The sequence below is a fragment of the Novosphingobium sp. genome, from assembly GCF_027531025.1.
Classification (GTDB): Bacteria; Pseudomonadota; Alphaproteobacteria; order Sphingomonadales; family Sphingomonadaceae; genus Novosphingobium.
Window position 1 is genome coordinate 400,984 of the sequence record NZ_JAPZQX010000003.1, and the last position, 23,869, is coordinate 424,852.

The 23,869-nt window shown below is 66.1% G+C and carries 23 protein-coding genes and 1 tRNA gene; 7 read left to right on the top strand and 17 right to left on the bottom strand.

Translation table 11 applies throughout. The features are described 5' to 3' along the window. Positions 1-6: 6 nt before the first annotated feature. The 6 genes from pstA to recJ form a co-directional block, all read right to left on the bottom strand. Complete coding sequence (gene pstA, locus O9281_RS04995; protein ID WP_298183468.1) at positions 7-1,236, bottom strand: phosphate ABC transporter permease PstA; 1,230 nt, start codon at positions 1,234-1,236, stop codon at positions 7-9. Further along, a complete protein-coding gene (gene pstC, locus O9281_RS05000) occupies positions 1,229-2,623 on the bottom strand; it encodes a phosphate ABC transporter permease subunit PstC (protein ID WP_298183469.1) in 1,395 nt (464 codons plus the stop codon). Before pstC ends, pstA begins: the two co-directional genes overlap by 8 nt. A gap of 34 nt (positions 2,624-2,657) precedes the next feature. After that, positions 2,658-3,692, bottom strand: coding sequence for a substrate-binding domain-containing protein (locus O9281_RS05005; protein WP_298183470.1), 1,035 nt, complete (start codon positions 3,690-3,692; stop codon positions 2,658-2,660). 57 nt (positions 3,693-3,749) lie between these two features. After that, on the bottom strand, positions 3,750-4,946 hold the full coding sequence (locus tag O9281_RS05010; RefSeq protein WP_298183472.1) for an ATP-binding protein: 1,197 nt from the start codon (positions 4,944-4,946) through the stop codon (positions 3,750-3,752). Positions 4,947-5,009: 63 nt separating this feature from the next. After that, positions 5,010-5,085 (bottom strand) — tRNA-Glu (locus O9281_RS05015). A gap of 80 nt (positions 5,086-5,165) precedes the next feature. Continuing rightward, a complete protein-coding gene (recJ, locus tag O9281_RS05020; RefSeq protein WP_298183473.1) occupies positions 5,166-6,953 on the bottom strand; it encodes a single-stranded-DNA-specific exonuclease RecJ in 1,788 nt (595 codons plus the stop codon). A gap of 83 nt (positions 6,954-7,036) precedes the next feature. Between recJ and O9281_RS05025 the strand changes: the two genes are divergently transcribed. From O9281_RS05025 to O9281_RS05035, 3 genes are all read left to right on the top strand, one after another. After that, complete coding sequence (locus tag O9281_RS05025) at positions 7,037-7,522, top strand: NAD(P)H-dependent oxidoreductase (RefSeq protein WP_298183474.1); 486 nt, start codon at positions 7,037-7,039, stop codon at positions 7,520-7,522. Between the two features lie 140 nt (positions 7,523-7,662). After that, positions 7,663-8,433, top strand: a complete 771-nt coding sequence (locus O9281_RS05030) for a hypothetical protein (RefSeq protein WP_298183475.1) — start codon at positions 7,663-7,665, stop codon at positions 8,431-8,433. 2 nt (positions 8,434-8,435) lie between these two features. Next, positions 8,436-8,981 (top strand): AHH domain-containing protein, encoded by a 546-nt coding sequence (locus tag O9281_RS05035; RefSeq protein WP_298183476.1) that lies wholly within the window; start codon positions 8,436-8,438, stop codon positions 8,979-8,981. Here the strand turns inward: O9281_RS05035 and O9281_RS05040 are convergent. Beyond that, on the bottom strand, positions 8,978-9,958 hold the full coding sequence (locus O9281_RS05040) for a nitronate monooxygenase family protein (protein ID WP_298183477.1): 981 nt from the start codon (positions 9,956-9,958) through the stop codon (positions 8,978-8,980). The genes O9281_RS05035 and O9281_RS05040 overlap by 4 nt on opposite strands. Positions 9,959-10,104: 146 nt before the next feature. On the opposite strand from O9281_RS05040, the gene O9281_RS05045 reads away from it, so the two are divergent. After that, entirely contained in the window at positions 10,105-10,647 is a 543-nt protein-coding gene (locus O9281_RS05045; RefSeq protein ID WP_298183478.1) for an MOSC domain-containing protein, read from the top strand. A gap of 15 nt (positions 10,648-10,662) precedes the next feature. Here O9281_RS05045 and O9281_RS05050 read toward each other — a convergent pair whose 3' ends face one another. Both O9281_RS05050 and O9281_RS05055 read right to left on the bottom strand, forming a co-directional pair. After that, entirely contained in the window at positions 10,663-11,202 is a 540-nt protein-coding gene (locus O9281_RS05050) for a histidine phosphatase family protein (RefSeq protein ID WP_298183479.1), read from the bottom strand. A gap of 7 nt (positions 11,203-11,209) precedes the next feature. Continuing rightward, the gene (locus O9281_RS05055) at positions 11,210-13,918 is read right to left on the bottom strand and encodes an ATP-dependent DNA helicase (protein ID WP_298183923.1); all 2,709 of its coding nucleotides are present in this window, start codon (positions 13,916-13,918) and stop codon (positions 11,210-11,212) included. A 111-nt stretch (positions 13,919-14,029) separates the two neighbouring features. On the opposite strand from O9281_RS05055, the gene O9281_RS05060 reads away from it, so the two are divergent. Then, positions 14,030-15,049 carry an adenosine deaminase gene (locus O9281_RS05060; protein WP_298183481.1) on the top strand — a complete coding sequence of 340 codons (1,020 nt, stop codon included), beginning with the start codon at positions 14,030-14,032 and terminating at the stop codon, positions 15,047-15,049. Continuing rightward, positions 15,039-15,665, top strand: coding sequence for a phosphoribosyltransferase (locus O9281_RS05065; protein ID WP_298183483.1), 627 nt, complete (start codon positions 15,039-15,041; stop codon positions 15,663-15,665). The genes O9281_RS05060 and O9281_RS05065 overlap by 11 nt, the downstream gene beginning before the upstream one ends. Here O9281_RS05065 and O9281_RS05070 read toward each other — a convergent pair. Both O9281_RS05070 and O9281_RS05075 read right to left on the bottom strand, forming a co-directional pair. After that, positions 15,614-16,054 (bottom strand): PilZ domain-containing protein, encoded by a 441-nt coding sequence (locus O9281_RS05070; RefSeq protein ID WP_298183485.1) that lies wholly within the window; start codon positions 16,052-16,054, stop codon positions 15,614-15,616. The two genes, O9281_RS05065 and O9281_RS05070, sit on opposite strands and share 52 nt — an antisense overlap. Positions 16,055-16,164: 110 nt before the next feature. Further along, positions 16,165-17,853: an amidohydrolase gene (locus tag O9281_RS05075; protein ID WP_298183487.1), complete on the bottom strand. Its 1,689-nt coding sequence runs from the start codon at positions 17,851-17,853 to the stop codon at positions 16,165-16,167. 112 nt (positions 17,854-17,965) lie between these two features. Here O9281_RS05075 and O9281_RS05080 point away from each other — a divergent pair, with 112 nt between their 5' ends. Next, positions 17,966-19,558, top strand: a complete 1,593-nt coding sequence (locus O9281_RS05080) for a lysine--tRNA ligase (protein WP_298183489.1) — start codon at positions 17,966-17,968, stop codon at positions 19,556-19,558. On the opposite strand, the gene O9281_RS05085 is transcribed toward O9281_RS05080, so the two are convergent. From O9281_RS05085 to O9281_RS05110, 6 genes are all read right to left on the bottom strand, one after another. After that, a complete protein-coding gene (locus tag O9281_RS05085) occupies positions 19,536-20,459 on the bottom strand; it encodes a Brp/Blh family beta-carotene 15,15'-dioxygenase (RefSeq protein ID WP_298183491.1) in 924 nt (307 codons plus the stop codon). The genes O9281_RS05080 and O9281_RS05085 overlap by 23 nt on opposite strands. 16 nt (positions 20,460-20,475) lie before the next feature. Then, complete coding sequence (locus O9281_RS05090; RefSeq protein WP_363321448.1) at positions 20,476-21,240, bottom strand: bacteriorhodopsin-like; 765 nt, start codon at positions 21,238-21,240, stop codon at positions 20,476-20,478. Positions 21,241-21,485: 245 nt separating this feature from the next. Then, positions 21,486-21,860 carry a potassium channel family protein gene (locus O9281_RS05095; protein WP_298183495.1) on the bottom strand — a complete coding sequence of 125 codons (375 nt, stop codon included), beginning with the start codon at positions 21,858-21,860 and terminating at the stop codon, positions 21,486-21,488. A gap of 5 nt (positions 21,861-21,865) precedes the next feature. Next, complete coding sequence (locus O9281_RS05100) at positions 21,866-23,011, bottom strand: glutathionylspermidine synthase family protein (RefSeq protein WP_298183497.1); 1,146 nt, start codon at positions 23,009-23,011, stop codon at positions 21,866-21,868. Positions 23,012-23,014: 3 nt separating this feature from the next. After that, positions 23,015-23,422, bottom strand: coding sequence for a hypothetical protein (locus tag O9281_RS05105; RefSeq protein ID WP_298183499.1), 408 nt, complete (start codon positions 23,420-23,422; stop codon positions 23,015-23,017). Between the two features lie 24 nt (positions 23,423-23,446). Continuing rightward, entirely contained in the window at positions 23,447-23,854 is a 408-nt protein-coding gene (locus O9281_RS05110) for a DUF350 domain-containing protein (protein WP_298183500.1), read from the bottom strand. Between the last annotated feature and the right edge of the window lie 15 nt (positions 23,855-23,869).

The window sequence follows — 23,869 nt, forward strand, 5'->3', positions numbered from 1 at the left end:
ATGGGGTTACCAACGTTTCTCGAAACGGTTGCGGAGATAGATGGCCAGGCCATTCATCACCAGAAGGAACAGCAGCAGGATGATGATCGCGGCCGAGGTGCGCTCGACAAAGCCACGGTCGATTTCATCGGACCACAGGAAGATCTGCACCGGCAGGACCGAGGCGGGCGAAGTGAAGCCTTCCGGCGGGCTGGCGACGAAGGCGCGCATCCCGATCATCAGCAACGGCGCGGTTTCACCCAGCGCGCGGGCCATGCCGATTATGGTGCCGGTAAGGATGCCGGGGAGGGCCAGCGGCAGGACGTGATGGAACACGGTCTGCACCCGGCTGGCACCCACGGCCAGCGCCGCGTCGCGGATCGAGGGCGGGACCGACTTGATCGCGTTGCGCCCGGAAATGACGATCACCGGCATGGTCATCAGCGCCAGGGTCATGCCCCCGATCAGCGGGGCCGAGCGGTAATTGGGGAAGATCCAGAGGAACACCGCCAGACCCAGCAGGCCGAAGATGATCGAGGGAACCGCAGCCAGATTGTTGATCGACACCTCGATCACATCGGTCCAGCGGTTCTTGGGGGCATATTCCTCAAGATAGACCGCCGCCAGCACGCCGACCGGGAAAGCCAGCAGCAGCGTGACCAGCATGGTCAGCATGGAGCCCTTGAGCGCCCCCCAGATTCCCACGGCCTGCGGGCCGGTGGCATCGGCGCGACTGAGGAAACCGGGATCCCAGGCGCGTTCCAGCTTGCCATCGGCGGCAAGTTTTTCGGCCAGGGTCTTGAGCCCTTCGTTGGCGCCATCGCCGCGCAGCGCGGCAGCCAGATCATCGCTGGCCGGCAGCGCGGCCTCGACCGTGCCCTGCAGCAGCACGGGATCGGCGGCGATCGCACGGCCCAGTTCGCGCCAGGCCTGCGGATCGAGTTCGGCCGCGGCTTCGGCGCCCAGCGCCTTGGTGGCGGCCATGGTGACCACCTCGGGCAGGCCCGCCGTTTCGAGCCTGTTCAGGGCATCGTTATCGGCCAGACTGGCCGGATCGGCCGTGATCCCGCTCGCGGCCAGATCGACCGTGAAGCGCAGTTCGGCGCGCTTGAACCCGCCGACCGCGTTCGCGGTCATGGTGAACAGCAGGAAAGCCAGCACCAGCGCGGAAAAGACCACGGCGATGAGGCCCAGCGCGCGGAACCGGCGCTCGGCGGCATAACGGGCCTTCAGGCGTTCGGACGAGACGTTACTCATAAGCTTCCCGGAACCGCTTGACGACGCGCAAGGCGATGAAATTGAGGGCTAGGGTCACGCAGAACAGCACGAAGCCCAGGGCAAAGGCCGACAGCGTGGCGGGATGGTCGAAGCTGCCTTCGCCGGTCAGCATGGCGACGATCTGGAAGGTGACCGTGGTCATCGATTCGAACGGATTGGCGGTCAATCGGGCGGTGGCCCCGGCGGCCATCACCACGATCATGGTTTCCCCGATCGCGCGGCTGACGGCCAGCATCACGCCGGCGACGATGCCGGGCAGGGCGGCCGGGATCAGCACCCGCTTGATCGTTTCCGAAGTGGTTGCGCCCAGCGCCAGGCTGCCGTCGCGCATGGCCTGCGGCACGGCGGCAATGCTGTCATCCGCCATCGAGGAGACGAAGGGGATGATCATGATGCCCATGACAAGGCCGGCCGCCATCGCGCTTTCGCTCGAGGCGCTGGCAATCCCGGCGGCCTGCGCGGCATCGCGGACCAGCGGCGCAACGGTGAGCGCCGCGAAATAGCCATAGACCACAGTGGGCACCCCGGCGAGAATCTCGAGCAGGGGCTTCATCCACTTGCGGACATTGGCCGAGGCATATTGCGTCAGGTAGATCGCGCTCATCAGCCCGAGCGGGATGGCCACGATCATGGCGATGATCGCGCCGATGAAGATCGTGCCCCAGAATAGCGGGATCGCGCCATAATCCTCGCCCAGGTTGGCACCCGGCGCGGCCATCGGATCCGGTCCCCAATGGGTGCCGAACAGGAATTCGGCCGGGGTGACGAAACCGAAGAAGCGGATCGTTTCGAACAGCAGCGAGGCAACGATGCCGAAGGTGGTCAGGATCGCGACCAGCGAGGCGACCAGCAGGCCGATCATTACCGCGCGTTCCACCCGGGTGCGGGCGGTAAAATCGGGGCGCAGCTTCAGGAAGGAATAGGCTCCGCCGGCAAAGCCGAGCAGCACGGTCACGACAATGCCGATGGTGCCATAGAGCCCGATCGCGTCGCGGACCGGCTCGACCAGGGCATTGGCGGCGGGATTGAACGCGCCCGCCGCACTGCCGCGGGCCACGGCAAAGGCCTCGGACAGGATGGTTTCACGCTCGATCCCGAAGGCCGGCAGGCTGGCTGCAGCCGGGTGGCCGGTGACCTGGGTCAAGATCAGGCCGGGGCTGACCGCGTTCCAGACCACGGCAAACAGGATCGCCGGGATCACGGTCCACAGCGCCACGTACCAGCCATGGTAATTGGGTAGCGAATGCAGTGGCGCGCGGGTCCCCGCCGGGGCCGCGCGCTTGAACGCCCAGGCGCGCGAACGCGCCGCCAGCCATGCAATCAGCCCAAGCCCAAGGGCAAGCAGCAGAGGTATGGCTGGCGACATCGTTCGTGCGGTTCCTTGGCTGTTTTTGTCAGGCTTACTTCAGGCCATCAGCGGTCATGACGGTGAGGTCGCTGACGATCTTGGCGTTCTTGGCCTGGACGTCATCCGGCGAGACGACCATGCCCTGGCGCGCGAGCAGACCGCCCTTGCTCCAGTTCTTGGCCCATTCCGCGAGATATTCCTTGAGCCCCTTGATCGCGCTGACGTGGGCCGCCTTGACGTAGATGTAAAGCGGGCGCGCACCTGGGTAGCTGAAGTCCGAGATCGTGGCATAGGTCGGGTCGACGCCGTTCATCGGTGAGCCCTTCAGCTTGTCCATGTTCTCTTCCAGATAGGAGAACCCGAACACGCCCAGAGCCTTGGGATTGGCTTCCAGCTTCTGCACGATCAGGTTGTCGTTCTCACCCGCATCGACATAGGCGCCATCGTTGCGCACTTCGGTGCAGACCTTCTCGTGCTCTTCCTTGTTGCTGTCCTTCAGCGCCTTCATCGCCGGGTCGGTATCGCAACCCTTCATCAGGACCAGTTCCTTGAGCGCGTCACGCGTGCCCGAGGTCGACGGCGGGCCATAGACCAGGATCGGAATCGCCGGCAGGGCGGGGTTCACGTCGGCCCAGGTCTTGGCGGTCTGCGGCTTGCCAAAGGGATTGGCGGCCAGCGCCTTGTAGACATCGGCCTGGGTCAGCGGGATCGAGGGGCCGTTCTTGGCTTCGCCAAAGGCAATGCCGTCAAGCCCGACCTGGATCTCGATGATGTCCTTCACGCCGTTCTTCTGGCAATCCTCGAACTCCGACTTCTTGATGCGGCGCGAAGCATTGACGATGTCCGGGTGCTGCACGCCGACGCCGGCGCAGAACAGCTTCATGCCGGCGCCGGTTCCGGTCGATTCGATGATCGGCGACTTGAACTCGGTGTTCGACTTGGCGAGCGAATCCGACACCGCCTTGGCGAACGGATAGACGGTGGACGAGCCGACGGCGCGGATCTGGTCGCGCGAATTCGACTGGCCGCCGCAGGCCGCAATGAGAGTGGTCGCGGCAACGGCGATGAGAAGTTTGGTCTTGGTCATGCAATCGGCCTCCAAATGGGGGGATCGAAAGCGCTCTGGCCCAGTTTCATGACAGGTTTATGACAAAGTCGGCGTGGCTGCGCGAGGTGGGAAGGACACCGATACACAGGTTCCTTCACCCAGGGTGCTGGCAATGTCCAGCTGGCCGCGATGGCGCTCGACAATATGCTTCACAATCGCAAGGCCCAGGCCCGTTCCACCCGAGGCGCGGCTGCGGCCGGGATCGGTGCGATAGAACCGCCGGGTCAGGTGCGGCAGGTGCTCGGGCGCGATGCCTGGCCCCTTGTCGGCTACGCGCAGCTCCGCCCGGCCGGCATCGGTCAGGGCCACCGAAACATCGACCGGCGATTCGTCGCCGCCATATTTCAGGGCATTGTCGATCAGGTTGCGCAGCAATTGCTCCAGCTGGGTCGAATCGCCCGCGACCACGGCACCTTCTGCCGCCGCAGTCAGCTGGACCCGCTCCTTGCCGCGCAGGGTGGCCACTTCGCCGACCACGCGCGCGGCGAGCTTGCCGAGGTCCAGGGGTTCGGTCGGCCGGTCGTGCTTTTCCGCTTCGGCATGGCTGAGCGACATCAGGTCCTCGACCAGCGAAAGCATCCGCCGCGCTTCGCGCAGCACGATCCCCAGGAAGCGCTTGCTGGCCTCGGCGTCGACCGCCGGACCGCCATCTTCGAGCGTTTCGACATAGCCGATGATCGCCGCCAGCGGCGTGCGCAGTTCATGGCTGGCATTGGCGACGAAATCGGTGTGGGCGCGGCTGACATCGGCCTCGATCGTGCGGTCAGCCAGTTCGATGATCCAGCGCTGCCGATCGATCCGGCGACGGGTCAACTGCCACAGGCTGCGCGGGCCGGTGAAGCCGCTGATGGTGACGCTTTCGCCATCGGCCATTTCCAGCAGCCGCATCGCATCGGGATGGCGCAGGCCGATCCGCGCGTCCTGGCCCTGGACGTGCGCGCCCAGCGATTGGCGCGCGGCGGCATTGGCCATGACGATCCGGTTGCCTTCGAGCACCAGCAGCGGCTGGCCGAGCGATTCGATTGCCTCGCGCACGGCGTCGCGGGTCACTTCGGCGCGGTCGACGCGGGCCTCGGTCACTTCGGGCTCGGGCAGGGTCAGCCACAGCGAGCCAACCCACAGCAGCAGCACGGCGCCCACCAGCCACAGGTTCATGCCGGCCACGAGCAAGCCGATCGCGGTAAGCGCGGCCAGTACGAAACCAGCGATGGGGAAGGTGCGCTTGCCGATCATTTCAGGGGAGGTGGTTAGTCTCTCTGGGCAAGGCGTGCCAGTGGGCAAATGCGCCGGAAGTGTTGGTGACCCCTACGGGACTCGAACCCGTGTTTCAGCCGTGAAAGGGCCGCGTCCTAGACCGCTAGACGAAGGGGCCATCCGGGCATTGCACCGTTGGGCAGGCGGGCCTTTAGGCAAGCGCGCCAAGGGGGTCAAGCCCGATTCAGCAAGAAAGTTTCAATCGACCCAGGCGGCGTCCTCGATGTGCAGCTCGGCCGCCGGGCGGCTGCCCCAGTCATCGATCTTCGCCCGACCGGCCAGCCACAGCTTGCGGCCCTGCGCCCGGTGCAGCAAGGCCTGGCCAAGGTCGGTTTCGGCGGCGCGAAAGGCCACCGCCTTGAAGCTGGCGCCATCGTCCCCGCGCACGATCAGCCGCACGTGATCGCGGCCCACAAGGTCAGCCTTGACGAGCCGGACTGGGCCCACGGCAATGCGCGGACCGGGCCAGCCCATGCCATAGGGGCCGGCACTTTCCAGCGTGTCGACCAGCGGCGGCACCAGCCCGCCGGGCGCAACCGCGAGGTCGAGCGCCAGCGACTGCCCGGACTGGGCGGCGGTAACGGCCGAACCCAGCCGCTCATCAAGAAATTCGGCGAGGGCCGAGAGGCGATCGGGAGCAATGGTCAGGCCGCAGGCCATGGCATGGCCGCCCCCGGCCACCAGCAGACCCGCCTCGCGCGCGGCAATGATCGCCGCGCCCAGGTCCACGCCCGCGATCGAGCGCCCCGAGCCCTTGCCATGGCCCGCCTCGTCGGCATCGAGCGCGATCACCAGCGCGGGGCGACCGGCCTTTTCCTTGATCCGGCCGGCGACGATCCCGATCACGCCGGGGTGCCAGCCAGCCCCGGCCAGCACCACCACGGCGCGGTTGTGCTGGGCATCAAGCTGCGCCTCGGCCGCCTCCTGCACCGCCGCCTCGATTGCGCGGCGTTCCTCGTTGAGGGCGGAAAGCTGGGCGGCAATCGCGCGGGCCTCGTCCGGGTCTTCGGTGGTCAGCAGGCGCACGCCAAGTGTTGCCTCACCCACCCGGCCACCGGCGTTGATGCGCGGGCCGAGGGCAAAGCCAAGGTCGCTGCAGGTTGGCGCACGGGTCAGGCGGCTGGCGTCGATCAAGGCAGCCATGCCGATGTTCTCGCGCCGGGCCATGACCTTCAGTCCCTGGGCTACCAGCGCCCGATTGAGCCCATGCAGCGCCGCGACATCGGCCACCGTCCCCAGCGCGACCAGATCGAGCAGCGAGAACAGGTCCGGTTCGGGCTGCGATGCAAAAAAGCCGCGCTGGCGCAGCACGCGCACCGTGGCAATGGCCAGCAGGAAGGCCACGCCGACAGCGGCGAGGTGGCCGTGCGCAGCGGCCAGGTCATCCTCGTCGAGCCGGTTGGGATTGACCAGCGCGGTCGCCAGCGGCAGCTCGGCCGCGCACTTGTGGTGATCGACCACGATCACGTCGATCCCGGCGGCATGGGCCTGGGCCAGGGCATCGAAGGCCATGGCCCCACAATCGACCGTCACGATCAGGCTGGAGCCTTCCGCCCCTAGCCGCACCAGCGCCTCGCCCGATGGGCCATAACCTTCGAGCAGGCGGTCCGGGATGTAATAGCGCGCCTCGTGCCCCAGCATCCGCAACAGGCGGATCAGCAGGGCCGCGCTGGTCGCGCCATCGACGTCATAGTCGCCATAGACGGTCAGCCTCTCACCCGTCAGCACGGCCTGGGCCAGCCGTTCGGCGGCCTGGTCCATGTCGCGAAAGGCGGAAGGGTCGGGCAGGAAGGCGCGCAGCGACGGATTGCGGTGCCGTTCTACATCGTCATGCGGCACGCCGCGGGCCAGCAGCAGTTGGGTCACCAGATCGTGATCGAGCGAGGCCGCGTTGCCCGACAGGTCCATGTTGCCGCCGCGCCAGCGCCAGGCCCGGCCGGAGATCGAGCGGTCAATGCCAAGAATGGAGGGAGGGGCGGAAGCCATGCTGGCCGATTAGCCCGCCGGGCCGCTGCGGAAAAGGGGGCAGGCAGGCTTTTGCCGCCTTTCCACGCGGCCGCCGCTGCGCCATGATCGCCGCCATGTTGGGGATCGTCTGGCATAGTCGCACCGGCGCCGCCTGCGCCTTGGCCGAGGCCGCGCATGGGGCCACCGGCGGCCGTTCGATCCTGCTCCCCGCAGAACAGGCCAGCCCGGCCGACCTGCTGGGCATGGCGGGCTACCTGTTCGTCTGCCCGGAAAACCTCGGCACGATGAGCGGGGCGATGAAGGAATGCTTCGACCGCTGCTATTACCCGCTGCTCGGCCGGATCGAGGGGCGGCCCTTTGCCACGATCATTGCCGCCGGCAGCGATGGCCACGGGGCCCAGGCCCAGCTTGACCGGATCGTTACCGGCTGGCGGCTGCGCCGGGTGGCCCCGCCGCTGATCGCCAACCTGGGGGCGCAAAGCCCGGAAGCGATCATGGCGCCCAAGGTCGTGCCGCAAGGCCTGCTGGACGAGGCTGGCGCGCTGGGGGCGGCGCTGGCGGAGGGGCTGGCGCTTGGCGTGTTCTGACCCCTGCGGGTTGACCGGCTCCGGTCAAACAAGCTCCAATCCGGATGCAATTACGGCGCGGGGACTCGACGATCAACCGTGCCTGATGCCAAGCAGGTATCTGCAATTACGGAGTTTTTTCGATCATCACCGGGCTGGCCATGACTGAGCGGGATGCGAACCCGTGCCTGAGCCTGGTCTTTGCGCCAGGCCAGCGCCCGGACCGTGCGGCCATCGTCGCGCTGGCGGGGGCACAGGTCGCGGCCGGAAATCTGGCGATTGGCGATGTGGCCTTCTCGATCTCTCATGACGCGGCGGATGAGGGCTGGCTGGAACTGCTCACCAATGGGCTGACCTTCGATTGCCGGGGGATCGCGCCCGCGCCGCCCGAACCGTTACCCGCGGCAGGCACCCCGATCGGAATGACGGCAAATCCGGGTGGGGAAACGCTGGTGCTGACGCCCGGTCCCCACTTGCGGCATTCTGCCGGCTTGCTGCCGATCCTGCGGGTGCTGGTCGGGCTGGGGGCGCAGCTGGCCGAGCTGCCGGGCGTGCTGGCCGTGGTCTGGTCGCCGGCCGGCTCGTGGGTGGAACCTGCCACCTTCGTGCGCACTATCCGAGCCTGGCTTGGCGGCGGGGTCTTTCCCGCCCTCGTGCTGACCGGGCTGGAGCGGCAAGCGAATGGGGCGATGGTCACGCGCGGGCTTGATTTGCTGGCCGGGCAGGAATTGCGGTTCGAGCCGGACCGGCGGTTGTCACCCGCCGCCATGGCCCGGATCGCGGTGCGGCTGGTGCATCAGGTCGTGCTGGCAGGACCGATCGAGATCGAGATGGACCTCGTCGGCCCGGCGGGAGAAGCCTTGCTGGCTGTGCCGGTCCGCAAGGGGAGCGAGGTGAGGGTGCTGGTCCGCACCACTGGTTCGGGCGGCTAAACGTGGAGCCGGGCGCACGAAGACGCAGCTTCCTGCCGTTTCGCGCGGTCAATCGCGCTGATCTGCCCGGCCACGATCCGGGGTTGCAGCGGCATCACCTGCTGCCCCGGCAATTGCTGGGCCGGAACGGCGCGGCGCGGCTGTTCGCGGCGCTGGGGTCAGAGCGGCTGCGGTTTGACGACTTTCGCTGCAACGGCCTGTTGCTGCCAGCCAATGACCAGGCCGTGCTGCGCAGCGGCTTGCCGCTGCACCGCGGGCCGCACCGGGGCTATTCCGCGCTGGTCTATGAACGGGTCGGCCAGATCGAGGCGGGCTGGGCGGCCCAGCGCCCGCGCGATCCGGACCGGGCGCTGGACGATGCGCTGGCCCGGCTACACCTCTTGCAACGGGCGCTGCGCCGCCGCCTGCTCGATCAGCGGCGGCGGTTGTTGCTCAATTTGCGCGATCCGCTGGGCAGCGGTGCCGACTTTGCCGAACTCGATGCCCTGGCAGCAGACCTGTGGCCCGCGACCGCCGATGCGGTGCGGGCCGGAGGGGACCAGGCCTAGGCCAGTGTCATCCGGGCCTTGGCGGCCAGCTCGGTGCGGGCCTGGTTGTATTCGACTTCCAGCCGGTCGACCCGGTCGGCCACGCTTTCCACCGCCTTGACCGCGCCGATCCCCTGGCCCGAACCCCAGATGTCCTTCCAGGCCTTGGCCTCGGTATTGCCACCCGAACCGAAGTTCATCGCGCTCGGATCGCTTTCCGGCAGGTTATCGGGGTCAAGCCCCGCAGCAACGATCGAGGGGCGCAGGTAATTGCCGTGCACCCCGGTGAAGAGGTTCGAATAGACGATGTCGTCCGCGCGCCCTTCGACGATCGCGTTCTTGTAGCCATCGACGGCGCGGGCTTCCTTGGTGGCGATCCAGGGGGTGCCGATATAGGCGAAGTCCGCGCCCATGGCCTGTGCGGCCAGGATCGAGCGGCCGCAGGCGATCGAACCCGACAGCGCAATCAGGCCATCGAACCATTCGCGGATTTCCTGCATCAGCGCGAAGGGCGAAAGCGTGCCGGCATGGCCACCGGCCCCGGCTGCCACCGGGATCAGGCCATCGGCGCCCTTTTCGATTGCCTTGCGGGCAAAGCGATCGGTGATCACGTCGTGCAGCACGATCCCGCCCCAGGCGTGAACGGCATTGTTGATGTCCTCGCGCGCGCCCAGCGAGGTGATCGTCAGCGGCACCTGCCACTTGGCGCAGACCTCCATGTCTTCCTCAAGCCGGTTGTTAGACTTGTGGACGATCTGGTTGACGGCATAGGGCGCGGCCGGGCGATCCGGATTGTCGCGGTTATGCGCAGCCAGTTCTTCGGTGATCTGGTGCAGCCATTCGTCGAGCACGCCCGAGGGGCGGGCGTTGAGCGCCGGGAAGCTGCCGATGATCCCGGCCTTGCACTGCGCGATCACCAGTTCCGGGCCGGAAACGATGAACAGCGGCGATCCGATCACGGGCAGGCGCAGGCGGTCAAACGGGGCGGGCAGCGACATGGGCAGGCTTCTCCGGTTACTTAATCAGGCGGTTAAAGCACCCCATAGGCAGGCACGGGGACGCTGTCGAGTGGGTGGGGCCTGGCATTTTGTACCGGTTTGCCGGTCTGCTTGCCGCTATTCCGGTTGCGACCTAGGACAGGCGCATGGCCGGTCTTGTCGTCTCGCTAGCCCGTGATGGTGCGCACAACTTTTCCAAGCTGGGCGTCCAGCAGATCAGCCTGCTGGCCGGGCTGGGGGTGGAGGGCGATGCCCATGCCGGGGAGACGGTGCGTCATCGCTCGCGCGTGGCGAAGGATCCCACCCAGCCGAACCTGCGCCAGGTCCACCTGATCCATGCCGAACTGTTCGATGAGCTGGCGGGCAAGGGCTTTGTCGTCAGCCCCGGCCAGCTGGGTGAGAATGTCACGACCGCAGGGATCGATCTGCTGGGCCTGTCGGCGGGCACCCGGCTGCGGCTGGGCGATGCGGCGCTGATCGAGATTACGGGCCTGCGCAATCCCTGTAACCAGATCAACGGGATCGCACCCGGGCTGATGGAGGCGATGCTCGATCGCGCCGCCGACGGCAGCCTGATCCGCAAGAGCGGCGTCATGGCCGTCGTGCTGACCGGGGGTGAGGTGGCGGTTGGCGCGACGATCACGATCGAGCATGCGCCCGAACCTCACCTGCCGCTGCAGGTCGTCTGAACCTAGCGCTTGAACCTAGCGCTCTGGCCCCAGCGCCGGGTCGAGGTCGCGCGGGCGGGCGAGGTGGACCAGCTTGCCACAGCGGTCCTTGAGGTCCGTCCACTTATCGATGTTCAGTTCCAGCACGGCGAAGGCGGCGGTCGGGAACTTTTCCTCCACCACATCGCGCAAGAGGCTGGTGCCATCGTCGGGCACCAGGTCGAAGATCAGGTCCTCCAGCCCCGGGTTATGGCCGACCATCAGGATCGAGGCGGGATCGCCTTCCTGGTCGCGCAGCACGTCGGCCAGGGTCACCCCGCTGGCGAGGTAGATCCGCCGGTCCCAGTTGACCTTGACTGGCTGGCCGGTGGCCGCGCAGCCCAGTTCGATCGTATCGGCGCAGCGCAGTGCGGGGGATGAGATCACCCGTTCCCAGCGCACCCCATGATCGCGGATATGCCGCCCCATGATCTCTGCCCCGGCACGGCCACGCGCGTTGAGCGGGCGATCGAAATCGCGGGCGCGCGGATCGCCCCAATCGGACTTGGCGTGGCGGAACAGGCCGAGGATTTTCATCGGAATCTTACGCGGGGCTTTCAGACTGGACGGGAGCGCCAGAAACACCGCCCGCGACCCTTTGTAAAGCCTCGTCCAGCGTGACCCGGCGGATTGGCGTTCCCGCCGGGAAGGCCGAGAGGAGCCGGCTGGGGAAAGCGGCGGAAAGCACCACGAAATGGCCGTGATCGTCGCGGCTGCGGATCAGGCGGCCAAAGGCCTGGGCCAGCCGCGCGCGGATGATCTGATCGTCATAGTCGCTGCCACCATGGGCCAGCCGCCGCGCGCGGTGCAGGATCGATGGCTTGGGCCAGGGCACCTGCTCCATCACCACCAGCCGCAACGAATGGCCGGGCACGTCCACCCCGTCGCGCAGGGCATCGGTGCCGAGCAGGCTGGCGCGCGGATCGTCGCGGAAGATATCGACCAGGGTGCCGGTATCGATCGGATCGACATGCTGGGCATAGAGCGGCAGGCCGCTGCGGGCGAGCCGGTCGGCGATCCGGCCATGAACTGCGCGCAGGCGGCGGATCGCGGTGAACAGCCCCAGCACGCCGCCGCCCGACGCCTCGATCAGGCGGCCATAGGCCCCAGCGAGGGCGGAAATGTCGCCCTTGGCCACGTCGGTCACGATCAGCACTTCGGCTTGCTGGGCATAGTCGAACGGGCTGTCGAAGCTCGACTGGCGCGGGGCGAGGCCAAGGGCACGGGCGCCGCTGCGGTCCACTGCCGTGTCCCAGTCCCCGCCATTGGTCAGCGTGGCCGAAGTGATCATCACCCCGTGCGCCGGTTCCAGCACGGTGCGCGCGAACGGCTTCATCGGATCGAGCCAGCGCCGGTGCAGGCCCACGTCGAATTCGCGCGCCTCGCTGCGTTCCACCGCCAGCCAGTCGACAAACTCGGGATCGGCCGGGCCGCCAAGCCGTTCCAGCAGGGCTTCCCAGGCGGCGAGCAAGTCGATCCGCCAGGCCAGCGAATGGCGCGCGCCCTCGATCCGGGCGCGGCCGGCGCCGTCCAGCCAGTCCGGCGGATCGGCCAGGATCGCTTCCAGCCGCACGCCCAGCCGGATCAGCGGTACGCGCAGTTCGGCCAGGGCTGCCTGGGCCGCCCCGGCGCGTTCGACAAAGGCCCCGTCAAGCTGCGCCGCCTCGGTCTCCAGCCCATAGCCTGCATCCTGCCCGCCGCTTTCATCGCGGGCATAGACCGTGGCGCGCACCGCGCCGAGCAGTTCCTCCAGCGGGCCCGATGGAGCGTTCTCGGCCAGGCGCTGCAGCCAGCCGTCGCCGGGCAGGGCCTCGGCGGCATAGCGCGCGGCGGCAATTGCCTTGCTCCCGGCTTCGTCATAGCTGGCGACATCGGCCAGCCGCGCTGACAGCCCGCGCCGCCGCCCCTTCGAGCCGCGTTCCGGGCCGATCACCCAGCGCCGCAGCTCGATCGCCTCGGCCCCGGTGAGGGCGGCGGCGAAGGTCGAATCCGCCGCTTCGAACACGTGGTGGCCTTCGTCGAAGACGATCCGGGTGGGGCGCTGGGCAGCATCGCGGCCGCGTGCGGCGTTGACCATCACCAGCGCGTGATTGGCGATCACCAGGTCGGCCTGGGCGCTGGCGCGGCTGGCGCGTTCGATGAAGCACTTCCGGTAATGCGGGCAACCGGCATAGACGCATTCGCCGCGCTGATCGGTCAGCGCCTTGATCCCGCGCTGGCGGAACAGGGTGCCCAGCCAGCCGGGCAGATCGCCCCCGATCATGTCGCCATCCTGGCTATAGGCTGCCCAGCGCGCCACCAGCTGTGCCAGCACCGCCGCACGACCTGCGAAACCACCTTGCAAGGCATCTTCAAGGTTCAGCAAGCACAGGTAATTTTCGCGGCCCTTGCGCACCACCACCGGCTGGCTGCCATCGGCGCGGGTGCTGGCCCAGGCCCGACGGCTCTCGCGGCGCAGCTGGCGTTGCAGCGCCTTGGTATAGGTCGAAACCCAGACCGTGCCGCCCGATTGCTCTGCCCAGAGCGAGGCCGGGGCGAGATAGCCCAGCGTCTTGCCGATCCCCGTCCCGGCCTGGGCGAGCAGCAGCTGGGGCATGCCTTCGCGTGCGCGCGGGGCAAAGGCCTGGGCAGCCTCCCCGGCATAGGCGACCTGGGCCGGGCGCGGTTCCGCCCCCTCGCCGGTCAGTTGCGCCAGCCGCGCGGAAACGGCCGCCGGATCAAGCGCGACCTGCGCCGGTTGAGGCCGCTCAGGCGCTTCCTGCCATTCGGGCAGGCGGGCGAAGAGCCAGCGTTCGGCCCGGGCCGGGGCGGCTAGCCGCGCAGTTACCAGCGGAGCCCAGGGCCAGCGCAGCCGCGTGAGGTTCTGCAAGGCGCTCCACGCTCCCTCACGCTCGGGCCAGGCGGGGTCGCCGCAAATGGCCAGCAAGGCTTCGGCCGCTTGCTGGAGCAGTTCGGGCACGTCCTCGTCCCCCGCCGGTTCGGGCAGGTCCAGCACATGAGCCAGCCCCTTGGGCGTCGGCACCACGAAGCGGGCCGGGTGGATGAAGGCGAACAGTTCGAGCAGATCGAGCCCGGACAGATCGGGATAGCCCAGCCGCGTCGCCACCAGCGGGGCATTGAGCAGCAACAGCGGGGTATCGGCGGCGGCCATCACCGCCTCGCCCTTGCCCGCCGGGCGGGTTATCCCGGCCCCGCTGCGCAACCAGCAGCCGGCGTGGCTGGCGTGGATCGCGGGCAGGGGAATCGCAGGCAGGGCGGGGGCGTCGCTCACCGCTCAAGCGATAGAACGGAACTGGAACGCAGGGCAAGGTGGCTCGTGCCCGGAGCGGTTGACCGTGCCGACCCGGCAGTCCAGCCTGCAAGCATGACGAATCCTGACCGTGACGCGCTGATCGACCGCCTGCCCAAGGCCGAACTCCACCTCCACATCGAAGGTTCGCTGGAGCCGGAGCTGCTGTTTGCCTTGGCGGAGCGCAACGGCGTGGCCATCCCCTTTGCCTCGGTGGAAGAGGTGCGGGCGGCCTATTCCTTCTCCAACCTGCAGGATTTCCTCGACATCTATTACCAGGGCATGTCGGTGCTGCAGACCGAGCAGGACTTTTTCGACCTGACCTGGGCCTATCTGCAGCGCGCGGCGGCGGACAATGTGCGGCATGTCGAAATCTTCTTCGATCCGCAGGGCCATATCGAGCGCGGGGTGGCCTTCGAAACCGTGCTGGACGGGATCGAACGCGCGCTCAAGGCCGGGCAAGCGCAACTGGGCATCAGCTATCGCCTGATCATGTGCTTCCTGCGCCACCTGAGCGAAGATGAGGCATTCGCCACGCTTGACCAGGCCATGCCGCATCTGGACCGGATCCATGGGGTGGGCCTCGATTCCTCGGAACTGGGCCATCCCCCGGCCAAGTTCGCGCGGGTCTTTGCCCGGGCGCGGGACCTTGGCCTGTTCGTGACCGCGCATGCGGGCGAGGAAGGCCCGCCCGAATATGTCCATGAGGCGCTCGACCTGCTCAAGGTCGGCCGGATCGACCACGGCAACCGGGCGCTGGAAGACCCGGCGCTGGTCGCGCGGCTGGCCTCGGAAGGGATGACGCTGACGGTCTGTCCGCTCTCGAACCTGCGGCTCTGCGTAATTCACGAGATTGACCAGAGCCCGGTGCGGCGGATGTTGGAGCTTGGCCTGAAGGCCACGATCAATTCAGATGATCCGGCCTATTTTGGCGGCTATATCAATGACAACTACCGCGCTATTGCGACGGCACTTGACCTGAGCGGGGCGGAACTGGCGACGCTGGCGCGCAACAGCTTTACCGGCTCGCTCCTGCCCGCGGCGGACCAGGCGCGGCACCTGGCAGCCATTTCGGAGGCGCTCGATGGTCGATAAGGTTTACCTCACTGCCGACCGGCTGCTGGAAGACAGCTTTGCCCTGGCCAACCAGGTGCTCGATTCCGGTTTCGTGCCAACGCATATCGTCGGCATCTGGCGCGGCGGTGCGCCGGTGGGGATCGCGGTGCAGGAACTGCTGGCCTATCGCGGGGTCGAAACCGACCACATCGCGATCCGCACCGCTAGCTATTCGGGCATCGACCGGCAGGACAAGGAAGTGCGGGTCTATGCGCTTGGTTATTTGATCGACGTGCTGAACCCCGATGACCGGCTGCTGGTGGTGGACGACGTGTTCGACACCGGGCGTTCGATCGAGGCCTTCCTGCGCGAGCTCAAGGCTCGCTGCCGCCACAATATGCCCGAGACGGTGCGGATCGCCACGGCCTATTACAAGCCCAGCCGCAACCAGACCCAGCTGAAGCCCGATTACTTCGTGCACGAGACCGAGGAATGGCTGGTCTTCCCGCACGAGATCTGCGGGCTGAGCGAGGCGGAAATCCGCGCGCACAAGCCCGGCGCGGCGATCATCCTGCGCGAAGCTGATTCGGAGGGCGATTCGGCTCAGAGCGGACGGGCGCCGCGAATCCCCTTGGCCAGACGTTCCCACTCCTGACGCTGGTTGTTGCGATCGATCCAGTTGCTAACCGCGTCCGAACGCGGGCTGAGCGCGGGATTCTGGCCCATCGCCCGCGCCCGGTTGATGCGATCAAGATCGACCGGGTTGCGGAATTTGAACGCCACTTCGCTGCTATCGTACCAGACCACGCTGGCCCAGACCGGTGACAAGTTCTTGAAAGCGATGCGAACCTGTTCGTCGACGGCGAAATCGGCGATATCCCGGCAATCGGCCTTGAAGCCGGTTGCGGACAGATTGCGGACCTTCAGTGCGGTCTGCGTACCGTCCTCGCGCTGGCACTGCGCGACCATCAGCGTACTTGTCCGGCGTGCGCGATTCCGCGCAGCCTCGTCCGCATCAGCCGTGGTATCGTTCTTGGTGTCCATGCGCTCCCTCGGGAACTGTGCCTTACCCCTGCAGAGGGTTTAGGTCCAGTTCGGTTTCCAGCGGGTAAACATTTTCAGGTCGGACCTGCGGAAAAGCCTTGTGACCGGTATTAGCGCGACCAGATTGTCCGGCCCTCCTTGACCGTCTCCAGCACGCGGATCTGGCGGATCGCGGTGAGCGGCGTGGTCAGCGGATTGCGGTCGAGCACCACGAAATCGGCCAGCATTCCCGGCTTGATTCGACCCTTGCGGTTCTCCTCGAACACTTGCCAGGCCGGCCCCGTGGTCAGCATCTGCAGCCCTTCGTAAGCCGTAAGGCGCTGGTCCGCGCCGCTGACCGTGCCGGTCACCGAGGTGCGCGCCATGCTGGACCACAGCTGGACGAGGGGATCGAGCCGCGTAACCGGCGCATCGGAATGGTTGGAGGCATAGAGGCCCGAATTCATCGCCGCTCGGAACGGGCTGATGAAGTCCACCACCTCGGCCGGGAAATTGGTGCGGTGGATGTCCGCGAAATAGAGCGTGTGGTTGGAGAAATAGGCCGGCCCGACCCCGATCCGGGCATAGGCTGGCAAATGATCGCGCCGCTGGAACTGGGAATGGATCACCACCGGTCGGCGATTGTCGGCGGCCTTGACCCTCAGGCGGTCGAAGCCCTCGATCGCCATGTCGATCGCCGCATCGCCATTGGCATGGACGAACAGCTGCCAGCCGCGATCATGCACAAGCCGGGCCAGCCGGTCGAACTCCTCCTGCTTGATGATCGGTTCACCGTGCCAGGGATGATGCCCCTCGGGCGAGCCATTGGCATAGTCGCGGGTGAAATAGGCGGTGCGTGCCTGGGGCGAGCCATCGAGCACGAACTTGATCCCTTGGACCTTGGTGTGCCCCTGGTATTGCCCCATGGCGAGGTTGGGCATGGTCAGCAGGCTGTCGAGCCCGCCGAAGCTGGGCAGGAGGGCAAGGTCCAGTTTCATCCGTTCACGCGCCGGTTGGCTCAGCAGAAAGGTGAGCTCCGGAATCTGGGTCGCGCCGTCCTGGGCATGGGTGAAACCCTTGCTGGCATAGGTCCGCTGGGTGCCTTCGAGCGCGGCCAGCATTTGCGCCGGGGTATGGCGGGGCAGCGCCTTGTAGAAGGGAAAGAGAGCCGCTTCGAAGGCTACCCCGTTCACGCGACCCTTCGCATCGCGCATCAGTAGGCCGCCGGGCGGGTTGGGCGCATCATCGGCCACCCCGGCAGCGGCCAGCGCGGCGCTGCTGGCGACAAGACCATGGCCGGTGAAATGGATTAGCACGACCTTGCGGCCCGGAAAGGCGGCGTCGAGATCGTCGCGCGTCACGTGCCGCTTTTCGGCTAGCGGGGCGTCCTTGTAATTCCAGGCGACAATCCAGTCCTGACCTTCCAGCCCCTTGGCCTTGATGCCCTGGCGGATCAGGCCCAGCAGCGCGGGGATGGTTGCTGGTGGCTGGTCTCCGGCGTCCAGGTCGATGCCCGTTTCGACCTGCATCAGCATCGAGAAGTGCGAATGGGCATCGACAAAGCCCGGCAAAATCGTCGCGCCTTTCAGGTCGCGGGTTTTCGCCGCCTTGCCGGCTGCGCGCCGGGCGGAAGCCTCAGCTCCGGCAAAGACGATCTTGCCGTCCCGCTCGACCACGGCCTGGACGGTCTGTGGGGTTTCGCCATCCATTGTGATGATCGTGCCGCCGCGCCACAGCGTGGCCGCGCTGTCCTGAGCCATTGCGGCACTGGCCAGCCATCCCGCTGCCAGCGCTATCGCCAGCTTGCCATGCAGCCGCATCCCAACCCCTCCTGCTTATCTTCTTTGGCGCCACCTTGGCGGGGAAGGGCGGGGCTGCGCAAGGGCATTCCTGCCTTGCGCTCCGGCCGCTTTGGCGCGAAAGGGCCGCATCATGACCGACGAAGCACTCCTTTCCGCCGCACAGGTTTCCAAGGCTTGGCCCTTTGAAGAGGCGCGCAAGCTGCTGAAGCGGTATCCGGACGGGAAACCGGATGGTTCACCGGTGCTGTTCGAGACGGGCTATGGTCCCTCGGGCCTGCCGCATATCGGCACCTTTCAGGAAGTGCTGCGCACCACGCTGGTCCGCCGCGCCTATGAAGTGCTGACCGGCGGCGCGCCGACGCGGCTCGTGGCCTTCAGCGATGACATGGACGGCCTGCGCAAGGTGCCGGACAACGTGCCCAACCAGGGGCTGCTCACGGCCTATCTCGGTCACCCGCTGACCCGCATCCCCGATCCGTTCAACAAGTTCGAGAGCTTCGCGCACCACAACAACGCGATGCTGCGCGATTTCCTCGATCGCTTCGGCTTCGATTACGAATTCGTCTCGGCCAGCGATCGCTACAACGCCGGTGCGTTCGACGATGCCCTGCGCGGGGTGCTGCGCAATTGGCAGGCGATCATGGACATCATGCTGCCGACCTTGCGAGAGGAACGGCGCCAGACCTATTCCCCGGTCCTGCCGGTCAGCCCCAAGACCGGGCAGGTGTTGCAAGTGCCGGTTCAGGTCGTCGATGCCGAAGCCGGGATCGTGCGGTTCGAGGATCATGGCGACATGGTCGAAAGCTGCATCCTGGGCGGCAATTCCAAGCTGCAGTGGAAGGTCGACTGGGCAATGCGCTGGGTCGCGCTCGGCGTCGATTACGAGATGTGCGGCAAGGACCTGACCGATTCCGTGCGCGAAAGCGGCAAGATCGCCCGCGCACTCGGCGGCCGCGCGCCCGAAGGCATGATCTATGAGCTGTTCCTCGACGAGAATGGCGAGAAGATCTCCAAGTCCAAGGGCAACGGCCTGACCATCGAGCAATGGCTGACCTATGGCAGCGAGGAATCGCTGGGTTTCTACCTGTTCCGCGATCCCAAGAGCGCCAAGAGCCTGCACGTGGGGATCATCCCGCGCGCGGTGGACGAATACTGGCAGTTCCGCGAAAAGCTGGCTGACCAGCCGGTCGAGCAGCAGCTGGGCAACCCGGTCTGGCACCTGCTGCGGGCCAATGGCTATCACGGCGGCGATGGTGACAAGCTGCCGGTAACCTATGGCTTGCTGCTGAACCTGGTCGGCGTGCTGGGCGCTGGCGCCACGCGCGAGCAGGTCTGGTCGTACCTTGGCAACTATGTCGAGAATGCCGATCCGGCCGCTCATCCGGAGCTGGACAAGCTGGTTACCAATGCGCTGGCCTACAACCGTGATTTCATCGCTCCCACGCTGCAGCGGCGCAAGCCCGAAGGCGGCGAGGCGGCGGCCCTGGCCGCTCTCGACGAGGAACTGGCCGCGACCAGCGACGATGCCACGGCCGAGGAACTGCAGAACCTGGTCTACGAGATTGGCAAGGACCCGCACTACGGGTTCGAGCAGCTGCGTGACTGGTTCAAGTGCCTTTACGAGACCCTGCTGGGTTCCTCGCAGGGGCCGCGCATGGGAAGCTTCATCGCGCTTTATGGGATTGCGAACACCCGCAAGCTCATTGCCGAGGCGCTGCCCTAGTCCTGTCGATGAACCAGTGAAGCACGAGGTGCGGGGCAGCCAGGATCGAGAGAACCTGGAAGCCGCTTGCCAATGCCCAGTCCGGCCGTTCCGAAAGAAGATTGTCGACCAGCATGGCCCCTCCGAGCAGGGCGGCAGCGCAGATCGCTGCGCCGTAACTGGCCAGCCTGGTTGTTGACCAGTCGGGCAGGGTGCGCCGAACTTCCCGCATATGCAGAGGGGAGTGCAGAAATACGAAAAACAGGGTGAATCCCAGTTGCGGCGGCAATATTGCCAAGCCGGCGAAGGCAGTTGCCTGTGCCAATGCCCACTGGCGATTGCCCTCCACATAGGCCCGGGCGAGACCGGTGAGCATGACCAGTATTGCTACTGGCCCGCTGGCAACTGCAAGGCGGGCAACCTGTTCACCCTCCGGGCCGCACATCAATACAAACAGTTGGCTGACTTCGTCGCGATGAAAGATCGCCGGTATGGCAATCACCGAGGCTCCGCCGGTCGCCCGCAGCAGACCCGTATCCAGCATTGACCAGTCTTCGCCGAAATGCAGCGCGGCGCTGAGCAGGAAGACCACAAGGGCAACAACCGGCACGATCGCCCAAAGTCCCGCCATTGCCAGTGCCACGCCGATATAGGCCAGCAGGAGGATCGTCGCTCTGTGCGGATCAAGATCCAGCATCCGGTTGCCGATTGCGAGGTCATAAGCGCCGTGTGGCAAGCCGCCCAGCAGCATCACGAAGAGCGCACCAATGGTGACGAGATCGGGATCCAGTTGTGGCCCGGTTAACCCGACCCAGGCCCAGATCAGCGCGGCTGGCCAAAACAGCCGCGGCACCGACGCACTCGATCCGAGCGCGCCGGTGCCACGCACCGTTTCGTCAGCAATGCTGGCGCTGGCCGCCATTGCCACGAATGACCCTTCAGGCCTTTTCGGCTTCCGCTTCGCTCTTGCGAACTGCGATCAGCCAGATCAGCACGCCGACCACGGCCTTCGCCACCAGGTCGGCAATCGTGTAGCCGATCTGGATCGCGGTTTCCGCGCTCGCGCCCGAAATGTTGGCATAGGGAGCCATGTATACGATCGGGTAGAAGCCCCATGACGCAAAGGTCAGCAGGCGGGCCTTCTTGACCAGCTCGCGGACGCTTTCAGGCTGCCGCTCGATCGAAGCGCCAAGACCGCTGAACAGTTCCCAGACGATGTAAAGGAACGGGATCGCCGACAGCGTGCCCCAGAGGGCGCGGGTCGGAATGTCGGTGGCGATTTCGCCGGGGTAACCGAGCACGATCATCAGCGCCGCGGCCGAGCCGAGCTTGACCGACTTGCTGACCGTCTCTTCGCGGCTCAGGCGCATGACCAGAACCAGTTCGATCAGCAGCAGTGGCACCGTCAGCAGCCAGTCGACATAGCGATAGGCATCGTTGAACGCATACCCGCTAACCGCGATGGCCCCGTCCTTCACGATGTAGGCTGCTTCCCAGCTCTCGAAGATGCGCCAATAGTGATAGGCTGCGATTGCGCAGACCAGCCCCGAAATGGTGACGGCAGTCTTGTAGTTTGGCGAAACCTGCGACCTACCGAGCCATAAAAACAGCGTGGCGGCAGCCATAGTCGCAAATGTGAATGAGAAAGCGTTATATACCAAAGAGTATTGGAAAAGGGAGACCGTTTCCATGACATCCTCCATTATTTTAATCAGCTGATTTAAGCATGGAGAATCATCGACCCCGGTCGAACTAAACGAGCCCCCAATATTGCTTAATCAACGCTTGGACGATGCGCTCATGGACCTACGGCTTCCATATAGACTTTAGGTCAGGAAAATAGTTGTTATTACTTACTTGAATGCCGCCCAGCGACGTTCCCGGCAGAATTCACTGCCCGGATTGCGCGGAATTGTGCGGTCAGTCGCTGGACGACTGAGCAAAAACCCTAGCGGTTCTTGCCTTCGATCGCGTCGAGTCGCGCCTCGATCCGGGCGATGCCTTCGAGGATGTGGACCTGTTCCTCGTGCGTGAAGGCGTCGCGGTCCATGTTGAGGCGGTCGACCAGCCGGACCACGATCAGCGGGGCAACCACGAAGATCGACAGGTGCATCAGCGCAACCGCGACCAGCCGGCCTTCGGGCGATTTGGGGCTAATATCGCCATAGCCGGTGGAGGTGGCGGTGGTTGCTGCCCAGTACAGGGCGGTGCCAAAGTCGATGTCCTCGAACTGCATCAGCAGCCCGGAACTGACGAGCAGCAGCGCGGCGTAGATCAGCGCCAGTTCGCGGAAGGTATCGGTGGCGGCCTGAAGACGGGTCATGGTGGTCAGTCCTCGATGATATGGGGGATGAAGCGGGCGCGGTTGCCGGTGATCAGGCCATCTTCGCGGATGCCCAGGCCCGCAGCGCTCCCGGCCACGGTCCAGCTGCCCAGCACCGGATAGCCGCGCCCGAAATCGCGCAGCGGATAGCGTTGCTGATAGACCAGCCGATTGCGGCTGTAGCCACCTTCGCTGCGGACGATCACCTTGCCGCCGGAAACGACCTCAATGTTCGCGCCTTCGCGGGCGAGGACCGGCTTGGTGACATAGTCGCCCGCCATCTTGCCCGGGTCGAAGCTGGCGGGCAGCAGGTTGGGGTGGCCGGGGAACAGGTCCCACAGGACGGTCAGCACGGCCTTGTTGCTCCAAAGCATCTTCCAGACCGGCTCCAGCCAAATCGTCTCGGCCAATCGCGGCAGGATCTTCTCGCCGAAATCCTCCACCGCCAGCCATTCCCAGGGGTAGAGCTTGAACAGGGCGGAGATCAGGTAATCGTCCTGGTCGACGATCCGGCCCTGGGCATCGATCCCGATCTGGTCGATCAGCATGGCGCGGGTTTCTAGCCCGGCCTGGCCGGCGAGGTCGCGCATGTAGGTGGTGGTGATGGTGTCTTCGTGCGCGGCGTCACCGAAATGGGTGAACCACACCCGCCCGCCGGGAAGGGCGGGGGCGATGGCTTGCCAGCGGGCAATCAGCTGTTCGTGCAGACTGTTGAGCTGGTCGGCCTGGGGGAAGACCTCTTCCTTCCAGTACCACTGGACAATCGCCGTCTCGAGCATCGAGGTGGGCGTATCGCAGTTGAATTCGAGCAGCTTGGGCGCGCCAGTGCCATCCCAGGCGAAATCGAACCGGCCATAGTCGAGCGCGGGCACCTGGCGCTGCCAGGCGCTTCGCACCGCTTCGTGATAGCTGGTTGGAATGCCGCAAAGCGAGAGCAGCCGTTCATCGCCGACGATCCGCGCACCTGCGGCGCGGTATAGCCGGTGCACCTCTTCGGTGGCTTCCTCGATCATTTCGATCTCGGCCATCGAGAAGACGTAGCAGCCGCTTTCGTCCCAATAGGGACCATCGGCATCGCTGTGCCAGATCAGGCCGTATTCCTCGACCGCCGCCTGCCAGTTGGCGCGCGGCGTCAGCGTGCTGCGCTGCACTGCCTAGGACCGGCCGCCGCCGAACGAGCGCCCGCTCGATCCCCAACCGCCGCGCGAAACCGCGGAAGAACGGGTCATGGCGGTTGCAGCCGGTGCCTTGGCATAGTTCACGCCCTTGGTCGGGAAGTATGAACCCTTGAAGCCATAGCGCGGATCGCGCACCGGATCGCCGTAGTAGGGTATCCGACTGCCGCGGCCAACGTAGTACCAGAACAGACCGCTGCCGTCGGTGTGGATGCGCGTGTCGCGCTCACAGCGGTCATCGTCGACCCGGTAGCCGTTCTGATCGACGCAGACCCGCGTATCGCGATCGGCCACAACGTCATCGCCCCAGTCATCGCCGCTGGCGCAACCCGACAGGCCGGTCAGCGTGGCGGCCATGGCCGTGGTCAGGAATAGCTGCTTCTTCATCGCATCAGCTCCCTTCGCGCCCGCTCAGGGAACCATGCAGGCGGCCTGGAGCACACCGATGCCGATGCCCATGCCGCCAACGAACTGGCCCGATGCCACGCAGCCTTCGGTGATCTTGTCCGACACCGCCTTGAACAGGAAGCGGGCGATCACCACGAAGACGGTCAGCTGCACCAGCGCGGCGACGGCACCCCACAGCAGCATGTCCGGGATGCTCACCGAATTGCCGATCACCACTGCCATCGGGATGGCAAAGCCGATGAAGGTGCCGGTCAGCTGGGTGGCTGCAGCGGCGTTGCCTTCACGGATCAGGGCAAATTCGCGGTGCGGGGTGCAGAGCGAATAGACGAACAGGAACACCACCGCGAGCGCAACGGCCGAACCGAAATAGGCCAGGAAGTGCGGCAGGGCGGCGAGGAAATAGCTGAACATCGAAGCGGACTCCCC